Genomic DNA, 14445 nt, shown 5'->3' with positions numbered 1-14445 from the left:
TTTAATATATAATCCAATTAGGAATAATAATAAAACTGTCAACCCTTCCACCTGAATAGCTGACAGTATTTTCACCAATTTTAAGTTTTGGATATTTACCTTTTACATTATTATTTTGAGGTGTTTTATCTTCCTTATAGCTAAAATCTAAATAACTATCTATAATAATATTCTGCCCTACATTAGCTTTAATAGTTTCTCCATTTATAACTATAGTTACAAGGCCCTCACCTTTTATCTTTATTATAGGCTTACTTTCTAAATCTCCAGCGTTATATATTATGGCTTCATTATTTACTGCTATTTCATGTTGTCCTTCCATTTCATAAGCAAATGGCTCACAATTAAAAGTAACTGTAAACTTACCTATAACTTTCATAACCCTTTCATTAGAAGTTATCTTAGCATAATTAACCCTATAGAATATTCCTCTATTATCACTAAAAATTAATTTATTATCTTTAATGTCATTAATCCACTTTTTGCACTTCCTAAATCGTTCATGCATATCTTCCTTATCAACAAAATTAAAGTTTACTGGTATTTCAATATCTTCATAACCTTCTAACTCATATTCCTTACCTGGTTTACCTGGTACATCATATTCCCTAAAAATAGGCTGTGGAGATGGTATAACTGGTCTACTAACAACTTTAACTCCTATATCTACAGATGTTTCATTGTTAAATAATACATAAAATCCATTACACATATTTTAATTTACCTCCTCCACTTAGAATTTTTCTTGAACTTTTTTCCTTGCTTATGCCTTTAATTACTTTTTTAGTTGTTTTAGTGCTTATTACTTCACTATCTAATTCAGTTGTATTAGTTAAGTAAATAACTATATTGCCTTCTGAACTATTATCAACTATTCCTTTAATATTTCTATACATTTCATCAAGTGGCACTATTGCTTCGGCATTAGATCCTTGCCCATTGAATGCATCTCCAACTCCTATCCCACCTAATACTGTTGGTGATTTAAAGATACCTCCATTGTAATACCAATCTACAGATACCTTAGGAATTGAAGGCGGTGATAAGCTAAACTTACCTGTTATACTAAAATGAGGTAGTTTAAACATAGATTTAATACCATCCCATATATTTGTTATTGAGTTAACAACACTTTTAAATGGTGATATTATTCCATTCCATGCACTTTTTACGCCATTTACAACGCCATTCCATACAGAACTTATCATGCTAGTTAACCCATTCCATACTGACCTTATAGAATTACCTACGCTTTCAAATATACTCTTAAACCCATTCCATAAAGATTTTATAGTGTTAACTATTCCTTCCCATACTGATTTTATTGTATTGCATAATCCTTGCCATATAGTCTTTATTACATTAACAACAATTTCAAATGCAGTTTTCCATACATTCCATACTGTTTCAAAATATAAGCAAACCCCTTGCCATATAAGCTTAAAGAAATCGCAAATACTTTGCCATATATTTTTTATGCCTTCTATTGCTGCATTCCATAATCCAGTAAACCAATCCCAACAACTTTTAAAAAATTGTAATGTTGCATCCCAAGCTTGTTTTAACCCTTCAAAAAGAGAATAACAAAGTTCCCTAAACCATTCACATTTATTCCATAACACAACTATAGCTGCAACTAATGCTCCTATAGCTATTATTATTAATGTTATTGGATTTAAACTCATAACAAAATTTAATGCTGCTTGTGCTGCACTCATAGCTGTAGTTGCTACTGTACTTGCAATAGTAACTGCTTTATGTGCTATCCATTTAGTTGCACTAATACCAGCTTGTACTGCACTTTTACCAAACTCTACTGATGCTTTACCTAAGTTTAAAGCAAAATTTCCTACTGCCTTTGCTCCATCTAGTGCTTTTGTACCAAAATTATTAACTACATCTAATGCCTTGCTACCAAATTCTTTTATATCTTTATAAGCTTTTACTGTATCACTTATTCCTTTAGTTAGTTTGCTAAATGCTCCTAATGCTACATTTAAAGTAATTACTCCTGCTCCAATTCCTGCAATAGTTTTTAATTGCTCCGAACTTAAATTGCTTAACATTCCTGTTATTTTGCTAAATCCTTCTGCAACCATACTTGTTATTGGTGCTAATGTATCCCCCATATTAATAGCACTATTTTTAACTTCATTTAAAGACTGTTTTAACTTATTTCCAGTAGTATTATTAACTTTTTCAAATGCTGTATCTGTTGCACCTGCACTATTTTGCATATCACTTAATGTACTATTAAAAGCTTGTCCTGCATCAGTGGCTAATACTAAAGCGGCTTTCCCTGCTTCTGAACTGCTCCACAATTCACTCATAGCAAGTCCTGAATTATTTGCTTCTTGTTCAAGTATTGCCATGGCATCTCCAAGTGATACTCCACTTTCCATTAACTCTGCAAAAGACTTCCCTGTCTTTTCTTTTAATATACCTGCTACAGTACTACCACTATCTGACAATTCATTTAACATACTATTCATATAAGTTGTAGTTTCAGCTGTAGCAATACCCTTGGATGTCATTAATGCATATCCAGTACCTAATTGTTCAAGATTAACATTTACACTATTGGCTGTAGGTATTATCTTACCCATGGAACTTGCTAGTTCTGCAACTGTTGTTTTACCCTTATTTTGTGTTTGAACAAGAATATCAGATACATTCGTTACTTCTGAAGCTTCTAAACCATATGCATTTAATATAGTTGTTAATATGTCCAATGATTGACCAGCTTCTGCAAACCCTGCTTTTGCGAGCTTTGTTGATTCAGTTACAAAGTTAACTGCATCAGCAGTAGATTGACCTGCTGATATTGCATTATAAACATTATCTGCAATATCATTAGCACTTATTCCCGTTTGATTAGATAAGTCTATAATAGATTTTTTCATATTATCATAACTTACTTCTGTTTCATCTGCTATGGTGCTAACCTTCGCCATACTATCCTCAAATGTAATACTTGCTGCAACACTGGCTGTAGCAGCTCCAGCTATAGCAGTTGATACTGGCTTTAATTTATCACTTGCTTTTCCACTAGCTTCTGATACTTTATCAAAGTTTTCTGCTAATTTATCAATTTTACTATTAGAAATTTCTTTATTTATATCTTCTAAAGCTTTTTGATTTTGAAGCATAGCCTTTTCAGTATTATTCATTTTAGTAGTAGCATTAACAAGCTGATTATTACTACTTTCTATGGCTTTTTCATTCTTAGCATATTCTTCTTTTAGCTCCTTTAACTCGTCTCCTAATTTCTTAGTCTCTTCGCTATTCTTTCCTGTTGTCTTAATGCTCTCTTCATGCTTTTTAGATACTTCTTCAATTTTCTTAGCTAATTCCGATTGTTTTTCCTTTTGCTTATCAATAGTAGAATTTATATTTAAAACTCTTTCTTGATGAAGCTTCATCATTTGTGTTTGTGCCTGAATCTTTGCAGTAAGTTCTTTTTGTTTAGCTGCTAATTGGTCCTGTGCAGTACCAAATAGCTTTGCTTTCTGTGAAGCTACTCCACATTCTGAACTTACTAATTTTAATTGCCTGGTAACTTCGGACATTTGCTTTTGAAATTCTGAACTGTTAGCACCTATTCTTATATTTGTTCCAGCCATATTTCACCTCCTACATTGAAAAATCAGGAGTATCATTCTCCATAGGATTTCTAACCATGTCGAATTCTAAGAAATCAATGTAATCTATCATGTCCATATCCATACACTCTTGATAACTCATTTTATGAACTCTCATTGCGTATCTAAAAAGATAAAATAATATATCAACATATTTATTACTTTCTGTTTCTTCATCTTCATAACCATTTTCCATGTCATAATCATCAAAGGCGGAAGCTTCTTTTTCTATGCTCCCGCCATTTATTTTTTTATTAAGTTATCCATCTTCTTAGCTGTCTTATTCCCAATAAGTTCATTTAGCTTAATAAATGTAGGATATACATCTTCTAAATCCATACCATCTAATAACTGATCTACTGTAAACTTATCTCCATACATTTCACAAATGTACTCGCACATTAAATCATAATGTTCTTTGGTATAAACCTCCTTCTCAGAAGCTTCATTCATTACATCCTGAATCTCTAACATTCTTTTGAAATGTCTTCCTCTCATTCTAACCGGTGAAAATTCCTTTTCCTTAACTTCTCCATTTTCAATAATCTCTAGTGTAATTTTCATAATATCCCTCCAAATAAAAACCAGGACAAATTGTCCTGGTAATATTTACTTTATTTTTTTATTATTCAGTTGCTGAATATTCTTGAACTTCAGCAAACCAATTTTTAATTGCTTCTGCTGCAGTAGTATCTGCTTCTAATAAGTTTGATTCATCAACTTGAATAGCATATAAATTCTTTTTCATACCGTCTATAGTATCTTCTTTACTTCTTGCATAGAAAGTACCCTTTAATCCAGCAGTTTGCGTATTTGTCTTATCTTCTTGTGTTTCATAATTTTGCTCTGGTCTTTCAAGCTTTCCACAGTAATACCAGTTAAATTCATATTTACCATTTCTCTTCTTTGCTCTCCAACCTATAGCAATTTCTTTTGCTCCATCTCCACTAGCTTTTAATAGAAATCCATTCTTATATAGATTTTCAAATAATAAAGCATAATCTTGAGGTGCTAAAGTATTGACATTGACCTCTAAGTCAGTACCTTCATAACTTTCTATAATTTCCTCAATATTATCATCTGAATAAATTTTTTCCTGTGTAAATTTATCACTAACCTTAATACTTAAAGTTCTTGCTAACTTTACTGGTGTTGCTGTTGTATATTCAGTTGTTTCATTTTTAGTAACTACAGCTACATGGACATCCTTTGCCCCACACAATCTGCTTCTTACTATAGTTTGTACATTACCTGACATTTAAACTACCTCCTCAATAAACTTAAATCTTAATGCTTTATGATGTATTTTAGTATTAGTTTCAAAGAAATCTTGTCCTCCATAATACCCAAAATCATTTTTAAGCATTAATTTTTTTACTTCTTTTTTTAGTTTCCATTCGTCTTTTTTGCTCCAAATATCAACTTGTACTATATATGAAATCTCTTCTTCTTCATCATCTGAAATATTATTGCTATCATCGCTTAATAAACAGAAAGTTATGTGAGTATCGTTAATATCTTTATCATACCAGCCTTGAACTACTGCGATACCTCTTAATGATATGCTTTCTAATGCCTTTGCTATAACTTCAATAATATCCACTTTACTCACCTTCTTATTTTAAATTTCTAATTAAATTTTTATATTCTTCTTCTACAACCCTATTCATTTCTTCTTGGCTGTCTTCTATTGTAGGATATAAAACAGGGTATGGCTCTCTAGTTGTATTACCCCATTCTTCCCATTGCATATAAGAATAAGGTTCATTTTTAGATTGATTCCATCCAACTGTAATATATTTAACTCCACTAGTATTTTTAACCTTACTAATTTCAATATTATCCGCCGCATGTTGCCCTGTTTTTAATCCTTTAATACCACTTCTTTTCGGATCTTTACTCCTATGAACCTTTGGCTTAAGATTTTTTTCAACAACTTTAGCACACTCTTTAATAATCTTTACATTAGCTTTATCAATTTCCTTTTCGCTTGAAACACTTTCAAACTCTTTTATAAGTTCATCCAATCCCTCAAACTTAATCCACATAGTTAAATCACCATTTTAGCCTTAATATATACATAGTCTTTTGCATTCCCTTTAAAATCAACTTGATATACTTGATATTCAACCCCTTCAAAAAATACTCTAAATCTATTTTTATCAGTTGTCCTCATAGCCTTTACTTTATTGCAATATCTAACCTTAAATACTAATACATTTTCAAATTTAGCCTGTTGTGCTTCATATAATTCTTTACCATATAGTTCTAACGGTGTGCACCAGCATTGATAATAATCATTTAATGTTTCTTCCCATCTTCCATTAACTATCTCTTTTTCTTCTAATTTAATTTGTATTTTGCTATCTATTTAACTCACCTCACAATATTGAAGTTGTAATAATATGCTTTGTAAGATAAATCTTGTTTTATCTGATACACTTTTCTTATCCATTAATTCACGATTGTTATACCACTCATTAATTAATACCTTACAATATAAAACTGCTAATTGGTTTTTACTTGTAAACTCTTTACCAGTTGCATTTTTTAAATACATTTCAGAAGCTATAATTAAACTTTCAATAGTTAAATCTTCATCATTATAATCAACTTTTAAAAATCCCTTAGCATCATCAAGATCCATTATTGCCATACTAATCACCTACTTAAAAAGAGTGAGGTTATACCTCACTCTCCATGATAATTTCTATAATTTCAGATTTTTTCATATTAGATGTTATGTTTATATCTTTATCTGCAGCTAATGCCCTTAATTCCACAACTGTCATATCTTCATAGTTTTGTGATAGATTGTTTTTGGAAATCTCCATTTTTAATGGAGATTCCTTAGGGTGTAACATCTATGTACCCATTAACGAATGCTTTATCGTCCTTCTTTGTAACATCTTCTCTTTCTATTGTTCTGAATAAAGTTAAATCTTCTTCAAATGCATTTAAATCTCCAATTGAAGCTATATCAGACATTTTAATATTCATTAATTGTCTATCCCAGAATACAATACCTTCTTTTAGATCTCCAATAATCATAGGAATCTTATTTTCAGATGTTGGCATATCAGCATTAGGTATTACTTCAACTGGAACTTTAGTTGCTCCTGCACATAACCACATTTCCATTGGAGTAACTGGATCTGGTTGTAATATATATTTACTATCTGCATCTTTAAGTGTATCTAAGTAATGTAATCCATCATCATTTGTAATTACCTTACTTGTAGATTTAAATGCAGAACCTAATGTAACATTTAAAGCTTTCTTGATATCATCTAATCCAGCTAATTGTGTTTCTCCTTTAGTTTTTATAACTTCTAATATTAATTTATTAGCCGTTACTCTTGATTCATCACCAATCCACTGTACTAATGTATTAACAATATTTTCATCTGAATCCTCTAATAATTCATTTGTAACTGGGAAATATCCTGCATATTTATCTATTTCATAGTCTAATCTTTCAAATTGTGGGGTAGCATTCTTTTGTATCTTCCCACCTTCTCCAACTTTTGCAAATCCAGTTTGTTGAGCTCTCTTTTTGAAAGTTCTTGATCCTTTATTAGTTGTTACTTTTTCAACTGTTACTAGATCTTTTAAAGACTTTTTAGATTCTCTATAAGTATTTATAGAAGTTAAAATATCTTCTGGTACTGTGTACCCTCCATCTAGCTTAGAACCTACTGACATTTTATTAGAAACTCTGAATCCATTTCTTGCAGCATTAGCAAATTCTTTAACTGAGTTTTCCTTTGTCTTCTCTTTTGCTTTATCCTTTATACCTTCTTCATTATTTTCTTTTTGTTCTTCATACAAATCATAAAGCACATCAAACTTATCTTGTAAGTTCTTTAATTCTTCCTTTGAAGATTTTGCTTCTTCAATTTTGTTTTCTGCAACAAAATTTTTAACCTCTGCTTTCTTAGCATTAATTTTATCTAATAATTCTCTTAATTCTTTTGGCATTATTAATGTCCACCTTTCATAATTAAATTCTTTCAATAAAAAAAGACTTAGATTAACTCTAAATCTTCTAATATAGCTCTCTTTTCATCTTCAATATTAACTCTTGGCTCTTTATTTTCTGCAGTTTCATTTGCTTTTGCCTGTCTTAATACATAATTTACTGGCGTATTTCTATAATTACTTAATGTATTAAGATCAAATTTAGCTGCAACACTCTTATCTTCTCCTACTTGATCACATAATCCATAGTCATAACACTCTTGTGCTGTCAACCACGTTTCATTATCCATAAGAGTTGTTAAAGTTTCTTCATCAAGTTTATCTCCAGCTTTATCTAAATAAGTCTGCCTTATTGATGCATTAACTTTATCTAAATCATCAGCTAATTTTCTTAACTCCTGTGAGTTACCAGCCGCATATGTCCATGCATTATGAATCATCATCATAGCATTGTTTGGCATTATTATTTTATCTCCAGCCATTGCTATAACACTTGCAATACTAGCTGCCAAACCATCTACATATACATTTTTAGTACATTTCTTGCGTTTTAGCATATTCATTATGGTATTACCTTCAAATACATCTCCACCAGGACTATTTATATAAATATTAAGAGTATCTAAATCCCCTAGATTATCTAATTCCTGTTTAAAGCTTTGTGCTGAATGTGCTGCATATCCTCCACCCCAACTAGCAATTTCAATATACAAAAATAAATCTGCTTCTGTTGCAGTTTTATTTTTAAACTCCCAGTATTTTTTACTCATTTAATCACCTCCTTTCAAGTACTGTTTTCCTACAATATCAATAGGTATATAGTTACCATTAACTATAAGCTTATCTGCTCCATCAATCTTATGCATATCTAAATGACCTCTAGCTTCATTAGGTGTATAAATACCGTTATTAACATATTTACTCATTATTTCTGCCTGTGTTTTACTATCTGTTCTTAAGATTACTTTCTCATTAAACTTATAATAATAACCTTTTGATATTTCATCTTTAGATAACATCTTAAAATTAATTTCCTCTTCATATTGCTTAATAATAAAAAGCTCTGTATCCACATAGAAAGATAGTTGTTGCATCTCACTATTTGAATAAGAACTTTTTTCATAATTATTTATTTGATTAGGCTTAATCCCAAATGCTCCTGCTATTTGTAATGCTGTAAACTTCTTAAGCTCAAAGAATTGACTATCAGTAAGTTTGATATTTAATGGTACTAGCTGCATACCTATAGGAACTGGTACTATCTTCCCTGCATTATTAGCCCCATTTGCATATTTTTCAAATTTTTCAATTAGTTTCTGTTCTAATGTGCTATCTAAATCACCACTATATTGAAGTGCCATTCTTGCAGTTAATCCAGTTTTATATAGATTATTCATGAAGTTTTGACTTTCTAATCCACCTTCTACAGTAGTTTTTAATATTTCTCTTACTGGTCTTCCTATAATACCATCAAAAGTCATAGAAGTTTTAAAGTGCATTACATCACTTTCTGGATATACATATATTTCACCAGTATTTCTATCTGAATAAACATAATATATTGCTCCATCATTACCGAATATACCTTTATTATCGTAAATAACTTGTACATCTTGTGATGGCATTATCCATAAATCCTTTATTTCATATTCTCCCCCATATTTTTGTCTTTTGAACTCTCTTCTTATCCATACATATGCATTACCATAATGATTACGATTATTTTCTACTGTTGCCCAAAATATAGATGGTGTAGTATATGAATTTGGTCTTAATTTAAGCAACTCATAACCTTTATTATGTTTTGCTTTAACTATTCCCTTTGGAGTATCTTGATAAAACTTTATAGGCATTTTACCTAAAGTTTCACTTAACATCTTTAAACATGTAAAGTATGTTACTTCCGATATTAACTTTCTAGGTGTGTTACTTATTCCAAGCCAATCCAATAACTCTCTATCCTCTAAACCTACTGTTGGTCTTTGAGGAATTATGAAATTTTTAATTGCATTTAACCATTTCACTCTCTCACCTCCTTTCCAGTTAAATATCTTTAAACATTTCTAAATATTTTTCAACACTTCTATTAATATCAGCTGGAATAATATTTTTAAATGTTAACTTATGAGCATCTATAGCACTATCTACTGGATCTATTCTCTTTTGTCTTTTATCTTTATCAATTTTTATCTCTCCATAGCCATTAGATACTGTTTTCGCATTTACTATTGACCATGTTAAAAGTTCATTTTCCCTATTATATAACATGTTACCTGACTTAACTTCTAACCTAAAGTCTTCTGTTGCATCATTTAAATACTTATGAGTTTGATAAATTTCAATACAATTAGGACAAATTTCCTGTAAATCTGTTAAAAATGTATCTGCATTGTGTGGATCATATCCTATCTGATTATATTTCAAATTATATTTTTCTCTTAATTCAACTAAACTTTTAAGAATATACTTATAATCTGTCTTTATTCCATCATTAGTCTCTGTTACTGTTAATAAACCTTTCTTAATCCACATATCATATGGTGCCTTATCTGATTTTATATGTTCTACAACTCTATTTTTAGGAATAAAACTATGTGAATGTAAGAAATACTTTAATACACCATCTAAATAAAATTTAAATTCAAGTGCATAAGATGTTAAATCTCCACCAGATGATAAATCTAATCCTACATTACATTCCTTACCTCTAAAATCTTCTAAAGTTAAATCACATGCTCCTTTTAACCAATCATCTAATAAAATGTATTGGTCGTCTGCAAATTGAACCCATATATTTAACTGTTTAGTTAAAAAGTCTCTTAAATCTTCTCCTCCCATTTCTCTAACCTGGTTAGAGATAGGTATCATATTTTCAAGTGCTATAGGATCATATTGAAGCGTTGGATTAGCTTTTATCCAATTATCAGGATTCCATATATCATCATCTTCATCCATTTGTGATATAAATACAAACTGTGTTTCATTGGTGAATGCTTTCTTTAATATTCCTTTACAATATTCATACTGTTTAAAACAAGGACTATTTAATTCAAATCCAGCAGTAGTTATTATGCTTATTAACGCCTGCTTCATTTTTTTAATTCCACCTTCAAGAAGTTTATACATCTGATTAGTAGGATGTGCATGATATTCATCAACAATCCCTAGTAATGGTCTAAATCCATCAATACTTTTTGTATCTTTACTTAAAGCTTTTATAGTTGAGTTTGTTAATAGGCATTCAATAGAACTTTCATAATCTTTAACCTTAAAATATTCTCCAAGTTCACTATCAGCATTTATAAATTTAACTACTTCATTAAATACAATCTTTGCCTGGTCCTTTTTAGTAGCAACGCAATAAATTTGCCCATACTTATAGTTGTCAAAGTTTCCATAGTATGCTGCAAGAATACCATTTAAAAATGATTTCCCATTCTGTCTACCAATTTGAATATATGAAGTTCTATATCTTCTATATCCAGTACCTTTAGTAACCCATCCATTTAATGATCCTAAAATAAATGCTTGAAATGGATATAATTCTACTTGCTTCTGCTCTTCACCTTCTGCAATTATAAGTGTTTCTGCAAAATTAATAATATCTAAAGATTTTTCTATATCAAATTCATATTTGAATACTGCTATTTTACTTCTTTCTAAATCCTCTAAATGCCTTTTACATGCTAATTTTACTAACTCGCCAGCAATTATTTCACCATTCAGAACATCATAACAGTACTGTGTAACTCTATCTACTGCATTCATATCTATTTTGCAAATCTCTCAAATTTATTTTTAGGCTTTTCTTCTTTAGCTTTTGGTGCAACTAGCTTGCATCTTGAAGCAATTGTTAATCCTAAATCAGATGCAGCTGCTCTAGCTTCTTTAAATGCTTCTGATTGAAGCTTTTTAATTGCAATATATTTAGCATTAACCTTTTCCATAGCTAATAGTTGAGTTGTATAATCTCTATACTCATATTCTGCAACTACATACCTTTCTAATGCTCCAACATCTAAGTTGCTAATTATACCAAGTTCTTTAAGTGATGCTGCATATTCAATAAATGTTTCTTTTAATTCCTCTTTCATTCCATCCGGAGGAATTATATTATCTGATGGTGCTACTATTTGAGTTAACATTCTATTTTTTATTTCTTCTTTTGTTAAATGTTTTTTGCCTTTTGCTTGAATTAATTCAATCGGTTCTTTTTTTCTGCCTGCCAAATTTTTTTCTCCTTTCAAAATTCATTTGGGGAATTTCTTCTACGAGGAACTTGGAAGGCGACGTTTCTGGATTTACCTGAAACTTTTTAGATAGCCCCTCCCCTATCAGTTCCCCTTACCAAGCTGTTTATGTGCTTCTATATGACAACTTCTGCATAGGCATATAAGGTTATCTTCATCATAGGCTTTACTTATGTCTTCTTTAATAGGTATCTTATGATGTACATCATCATAGTAACTTATCTTGCCAGTTCCAATGCACACCTCACATAATCCATTGGCTCTAGCTACAATCCTTGCTCTTAATTTCTTCCAACGTGGACTGTTATATACAGCTTGATATTCCTTATCTTTTCTTGATTTATAATATAACTTATCTCTCACGCTTCTATGAGTTCCTACTATCTCCTTGCATTTATCACATATCTTTTCTGTATATGGGATAATACATTGACATCTAGAACATAGCTTATTTAATGCCATAGCTACCAACCTTTATTATTTATTTCTTTCTCTTTAAGCTTCAATGCTTTCTTATCATTCTCTACTTTGTTAGGATCATCTTTCCAAGATGCTTTCTTTCTATTATTCAGCCAATACTTTTGAGCATTAACATCTGGATGTTTATATTTCTTAACCTTAGATATCTTTACATCTTCTTTAACAAGAACAGTTCCATCCTCAGCAACAACCTCATTCTTTACTTTTGTTGGAACTTCTTCACTATAATAATATCCAGTACAACATTTAAATAAAGAATCTTCTACTTGCTCATTTCTAGCTTCCTTAACTTCATCTATTGCTTGTTTAAGTTTTGAATTACTATTTTTTTTGGCCTTCCATGCACTTCTTGATATACATAAAAACTCTATAATTTCTTTATCCTTGCAACCGTCCTTAAGCATTGATATTACTTGCGTTAGGTTACTTTCAATTATTTCATCAACTGACTTTCTTCCCACTTTTTCACCTCTTTTTTGTGGCCATTTTATTTTTCATGGCTTTTTATTTTTTTAAGCTTCAAAAATTCACTTTTGAAATTTAAACTTAAAATAGCTTGGACCCATTGAAAATACTAACTTTAAACTACTTTTCTATTTTTTCATTGAATCAGTAATATAGGTGACGATTACTTATACCATTTTTAAAGCACATATATTAGTAATATTTTTTTATTTATCACTCAAATAAGTACCATTTCTTTTTTTACTGATTTAACTTCTAAACAGTAATTTAATCTTATATTCCTGTATCAGCTATTCTTGCAGCATCTTTTGCCATTTGTTCCTTTAACCCTAAATATCTTTTAGTTTCTTCTATACTCTTATGTCCAAGAGCTATTCTTACTGCTTCTAAATTCCCATTAGTTTCAGTATAAATTTTAGTAGCATATGTTTTTCTTGGACTATGTCCTGTTATATGCTCTAATCCAATAGCTTCTCCAACTTCTTTTAACTTATCACTAAAAGATTTTTGTGTTAAAGCTTCATTCCCTTTACCTTTTCTTGAAGGAAATGCAAACTCCGACCTTTTCTTTCCCTTAAGATATTGTTTTAAGTGTTTTTCTAGCGCTGGTCCAATTTCTGCAATTCTTTTTTTAGGTTTTCTTCTATTAGGATTTTTAGTAACTTCACTTTGCCATTGTTTATATTGTTTTTGCTCCTGAATCTCAAAGTAACCTTTATCTAATGCATCTTTTATTTCTCCAACTGTTAAAGATATTATGTCTTGCATTCTATATCCTGTTGCTCTAGCAAGTAAAAATAACATTAAGTTTCTCTCTGGATATTCCTTGCTTAATTCAACTAATTTTTCTTTATATCTTTCATACTTATTATCTGGAATAGGATTTGCCGAGCCTTTTTCCCATTCTCTTATTTTTACTTCTATCATTACCTCACCTGCTTAATTGCCCCTCGTGATCCACGTCGATATGATGAGTGATGCATTAAATCCTTAATATCTTTTTCTGATAAATTTTCTCTATTATCATTTCTTATTTTATTTAATTTTTTATAATTATCTGGTTGATTTTCTTTTAAAACTCTTCCAATACTCATAATACTTCCCCCTATTTTAAATATAATAAAAGAGCTGCTATTTCTAACAACTCTTTAATTCATTATTTAATCTTCTTGGCACGTCCCAAGGAATTTTATAATCTATATCCTTTTTTAAAACTATATCTCCATTTTCTTTAGTTTCATATAATGATCTGTTCTTTAATATAAAAGTTTTATCACTCATATACTGCTTACTTTCATATTTAGTTATTTTTCTTACTTCATTTTCATAAAACTTAAGATGTTTTCTATTTTCTAAGTGAATAGGCTTTAAATCTTTGAAATTTCTTTGAATACATTTATTTACTGCTGATTTATTAACCTTTAATTCTTCAGCTATTTCTCTTGCATTTAATCCATTTGCATATAATTGCTTCACTAATTCCTTATTCATTCCTATTCCCTCCTAAAAAATTATATAGTTTACCCCAACCCATTGAAAGTGGACATTTTTAAATTTTAATAAGTAATAACCCTTTCAACTTCTTGTTATTTCCGATTTGTATGTTACTATTTTACTACATAAAAAAA

The 14445-nt window shown here is 30.1% G+C and carries 20 protein-coding genes; all 20 read right to left on the bottom strand.

The features are described from left to right. Nucleotide 1: 1 nt before the first annotated feature. Entirely contained in the window at nt 2–712 is a 711-nt protein-coding gene (locus HCG76_RS14300; RefSeq protein ID WP_221699124.1) for a distal tail protein Dit, read from the bottom strand. Continuing rightward, nucleotides 705–3623, bottom strand: a complete 2919-nt coding sequence (locus HCG76_RS14295) for a phage tail tape measure protein (protein WP_221699123.1) — start codon at nt 3621–3623, stop codon at nt 705–707. Before HCG76_RS14295 ends, HCG76_RS14300 begins: the two co-directional genes overlap by 8 nt. 10 nt (nt 3624–3633) lie before the next feature. Continuing rightward, nucleotides 3634–3837 (bottom strand): hypothetical protein, encoded by a 204-nt coding sequence (locus HCG76_RS14290; RefSeq protein ID WP_221699122.1) that lies wholly within the window; start codon nt 3835–3837, stop codon nt 3634–3636. 47 nt (nt 3838–3884) lie between these two features. Continuing rightward, entirely contained in the window at nt 3885–4205 is a 321-nt protein-coding gene (gene gpG / locus HCG76_RS14285; RefSeq protein WP_221699121.1) for a phage tail assembly chaperone G, read from the bottom strand. Between the two features lie 61 nt (nt 4206–4266). After that, nucleotides 4267–4899, bottom strand: coding sequence for a major tail protein (locus tag HCG76_RS14280; protein ID WP_221699120.1), 633 nt, complete (start codon nt 4897–4899; stop codon nt 4267–4269). Then, a complete protein-coding gene (locus HCG76_RS14275; protein ID WP_221699119.1) occupies nt 4900–5244 on the bottom strand; it encodes a hypothetical protein in 345 nt (114 codons plus the stop codon). Between the two features lie 13 nt (nt 5245–5257). Next, nucleotides 5258–5689, bottom strand: a complete 432-nt coding sequence (locus tag HCG76_RS14270; RefSeq protein ID WP_221699118.1) for an HK97-gp10 family putative phage morphogenesis protein — start codon at nt 5687–5689, stop codon at nt 5258–5260. A gap of 2 nt (nt 5690–5691) precedes the next feature. Continuing rightward, on the bottom strand, nt 5692–5994 hold the full coding sequence (locus HCG76_RS19575) for a phage head closure protein (RefSeq protein WP_311776615.1): 303 nt from the start codon (nt 5992–5994) through the stop codon (nt 5692–5694). Nucleotides 5995–6012: 18 nt separating this feature from the next. Beyond that, nucleotides 6013–6297, bottom strand: a complete 285-nt coding sequence (locus tag HCG76_RS14260; RefSeq protein ID WP_221699117.1) for a head-tail connector protein — start codon at nt 6295–6297, stop codon at nt 6013–6015. Nucleotides 6298–6325: 28 nt separating this feature from the next. Beyond that, nucleotides 6326–6505, bottom strand: coding sequence for a Rho termination factor N-terminal domain-containing protein (locus HCG76_RS14255; protein ID WP_221699116.1), 180 nt, complete (start codon nt 6503–6505; stop codon nt 6326–6328). Then, nucleotides 6492–7622, bottom strand: coding sequence for a phage major capsid protein (locus tag HCG76_RS14250; RefSeq protein WP_221699115.1), 1131 nt, complete (start codon nt 7620–7622; stop codon nt 6492–6494). The genes HCG76_RS14255 and HCG76_RS14250 overlap by 14 nt, the downstream gene beginning before the upstream one ends. A 47-nt stretch (nt 7623–7669) precedes the next feature. After that, a complete protein-coding gene (locus tag HCG76_RS14245) occupies nt 7670–8392 on the bottom strand; it encodes a head maturation protease, ClpP-related (RefSeq protein ID WP_221699114.1) in 723 nt (240 codons plus the stop codon). Next, on the bottom strand, nt 8393–9646 hold the full coding sequence (locus HCG76_RS14240; protein WP_221699113.1) for a phage portal protein: 1254 nt from the start codon (nt 9644–9646) through the stop codon (nt 8393–8395). It lies immediately after the preceding gene. Nucleotides 9647–9665: 19 nt separating this feature from the next. Then, on the bottom strand, nt 9666–11390 hold the full coding sequence (locus tag HCG76_RS14235; protein ID WP_221699112.1) for a terminase large subunit: 1725 nt from the start codon (nt 11388–11390) through the stop codon (nt 9666–9668). 2 nt (nt 11391–11392) lie between these two features. Then, entirely contained in the window at nt 11393–11851 is a 459-nt protein-coding gene (locus HCG76_RS14230; protein WP_221699111.1) for a phage terminase small subunit P27 family, read from the bottom strand. Nucleotides 11852–11956: 105 nt separating this feature from the next. Then, nucleotides 11957–12334: an HNH endonuclease gene (locus HCG76_RS14225; RefSeq protein ID WP_221699110.1), complete on the bottom strand. Its 378-nt coding sequence runs from the start codon at nt 12332–12334 to the stop codon at nt 11957–11959. Between the two features lie 2 nt (nt 12335–12336). Beyond that, nucleotides 12337–12813 (bottom strand): Xaa-His dipeptidase, encoded by a 477-nt coding sequence (locus HCG76_RS14220; RefSeq protein ID WP_221699109.1) that lies wholly within the window; start codon nt 12811–12813, stop codon nt 12337–12339. 277 nt (nt 12814–13090) lie between these two features. Further along, complete coding sequence (locus tag HCG76_RS14215; protein WP_221699108.1) at nt 13091–13744, bottom strand: tyrosine-type recombinase/integrase; 654 nt, start codon at nt 13742–13744, stop codon at nt 13091–13093. Continuing rightward, nucleotides 13744–13911, bottom strand: coding sequence for a hypothetical protein (locus HCG76_RS14210; RefSeq protein WP_221699107.1), 168 nt, complete (start codon nt 13909–13911; stop codon nt 13744–13746). The genes HCG76_RS14215 and HCG76_RS14210 overlap by 1 nt, the downstream gene beginning before the upstream one ends. Before the next feature lie 43 nt (nt 13912–13954). After that, nucleotides 13955–14308, bottom strand: a complete 354-nt coding sequence (locus HCG76_RS14205; protein WP_221699106.1) for a DNA-binding response regulator — start codon at nt 14306–14308, stop codon at nt 13955–13957. Nucleotides 14309–14445 lie beyond the last annotated feature (137 nt).

Source organism: Clostridium sp. K13 (assembly GCF_019734195.1).
Taxonomy (GTDB): domain Bacteria; phylum Bacillota; class Clostridia; order Clostridiales; family Clostridiaceae; genus Clostridium.
The sequence above is the reverse complement of the archived record's forward strand: the minus strand, read 5'-3'. Positions and strand labels throughout refer to the sequence as shown.

Excerpts from the sequence above, each read along its gene's own strand:
- HCG76_RS14235 (WP_221699112.1), bottom strand. The coding sequence starts at position 11,390 with ATGAATGCAGTAGATAGAGTTACACAGTACTGTTATGATGTTCTGAAT.
- HCG76_RS14225 (WP_221699110.1), bottom strand. The coding sequence starts at position 12,334 with ATGGCATTAAATAAGCTATGTTCTAGATGTCAATGTATTATCCCATAT.
- HCG76_RS14260 (WP_221699117.1), bottom strand. The coding sequence starts at position 6,297 with ATGGCAATAATGGATCTTGATGATGCTAAGGGATTTTTAAAAGTTGAT.
- HCG76_RS14210 (WP_221699107.1), bottom strand. The coding sequence starts at position 13,911 with ATGAGTATTGGAAGAGTTTTAAAAGAAAATCAACCAGATAATTATAAA.
- HCG76_RS14255 (WP_221699116.1), bottom strand. The coding sequence starts at position 6,505 with ATGTTACACCCTAAGGAATCTCCATTAAAAATGGAGATTTCCAAAAAC.
- HCG76_RS14295 (WP_221699123.1), bottom strand. The coding sequence starts at position 3,623 with ATGGCTGGAACAAATATAAGAATAGGTGCTAACAGTTCAGAATTTCAA.
- HCG76_RS14250 (WP_221699115.1), bottom strand. The coding sequence starts at position 7,622 with ATGCCAAAAGAATTAAGAGAATTATTAGATAAAATTAATGCTAAGAAA.
- HCG76_RS14300 (WP_221699124.1), bottom strand. The coding sequence starts at position 712 with ATGTGTAATGGATTTTATGTATTATTTAACAATGAAACATCTGTAGAT.
- HCG76_RS14215 (WP_221699108.1), bottom strand. The coding sequence starts at position 13,744 with ATGATAGAAGTAAAAATAAGAGAATGGGAAAAAGGCTCGGCAAATCCT.
- gpG (WP_221699121.1), bottom strand. The coding sequence starts at position 4,205 with ATGAAAATTACACTAGAGATTATTGAAAATGGAGAAGTTAAGGAAAAG.
- HCG76_RS14270 (WP_221699118.1), bottom strand. The coding sequence starts at position 5,689 with ATGTGGATTAAGTTTGAGGGATTGGATGAACTTATAAAAGAGTTTGAA.
- HCG76_RS14205 (WP_221699106.1), bottom strand. The coding sequence starts at position 14,308 with ATGAATAAGGAATTAGTGAAGCAATTATATGCAAATGGATTAAATGCA.
- HCG76_RS14280 (WP_221699120.1), bottom strand. The coding sequence starts at position 4,899 with ATGTCAGGTAATGTACAAACTATAGTAAGAAGCAGATTGTGTGGGGCA.
- HCG76_RS14290 (WP_221699122.1), bottom strand. The coding sequence starts at position 3,837 with ATGGAAAATGGTTATGAAGATGAAGAAACAGAAAGTAATAAATATGTT.
- HCG76_RS14245 (WP_221699114.1), bottom strand. The coding sequence starts at position 8,392 with ATGAGTAAAAAATACTGGGAGTTTAAAAATAAAACTGCAACAGAAGCA.